Source organism: Vibrio sp. 1562 (genome assembly GCF_033340155.1).
GTDB classification, from domain to species: Bacteria; Pseudomonadota; Gammaproteobacteria; order Enterobacterales; family Vibrionaceae; genus Vibrio; species Vibrio alginolyticus.
On the sequence record NZ_JAWOVY010000206.1, the window covers coordinates 1 to 830 of the forward strand.

General features: G+C 50.6%; 1 protein-coding gene and 1 pseudogene. Both read right to left on the reverse strand.

The window, feature by feature from the left end; translation table 11 throughout:
- Window positions 1–98: pseudogene (locus tag R7Z49_RS24170) on the reverse strand (DUF1338 domain-containing protein); the annotation flags it as partial.
- Window positions 99–340: 242 nt separating this feature from the next.
- A partial coding sequence (locus R7Z49_RS24175) for an aldehyde dehydrogenase family protein (RefSeq protein ID WP_318112253.1) occupies window positions 341–830 on the reverse strand: 490 nt, incomplete at its 5' end.

Genomic DNA, 830 nt, shown 5'->3' on the forward strand with positions numbered 1-830 from the left:
TCATCTTCTTGTAGAAGCTGATGCACCTTAGCAGCAGAAGGACAAAGACGTTGGATGTAGTCTTGCCATAGCGATTCAAATAACACATCGGGCGTCATAACGACTCCTTGTTACGAGATGTAGGATTAAGATAAGAGTGTGGTCGCTCGTTCACAGCCCAAAAGCTGTCCAGAATAATGAACGAGCAACCATCAACCTGTGACGGTAAATGTCAGTCAGTCAAACACGCTTTTTGAGTCTGTGCTCACTTGCCGTGTAATGCCAACGCGTACTACCCAAACCTAAATGATGCGTCAGCACATTGGGCCACGATGCATGGTCGTGACCCTGTTATTGAAACTTAAAGCGTCACGCCTGGGCTCAATGTCGCAGGTAATTCCGTCTCCTGCCCTTCCATGGATGCCATAGGGTAAGCACAGTAATCCGCCGCGTAGTACGCGCTTGGACGAAGGTTGCCTGATGCACCTGGGCCACCAAACGGTGCGTCACCACTTGCGCCCGTCAATTGACGGTTGCGGTTTACGATGCCTGCGCGAATGTGGTCAACAAAGTATTCCCATTCTTGATCGTCTGTTGATACAAGACCTGCCGACAGGCCAAAGCGCGTGTCATTCGCCAGCTCTACGGCTTTATCCAAACCTTCATAGCGCACGACTTGCAGCAGCGGTCCGAAGTATTCTTCATCTGGCAACTCAGCAATGTTAGTCACATCGATGATGCCTGGAGAAACAAACGCCGCCTCTCCTGCTTTCGCTTCAATCAAGCTTTCACCGCCTAGAGATTGCAGGTTTGCTTGCGCATCAAGTATGAACTTCGCCGCAGCCACAGAG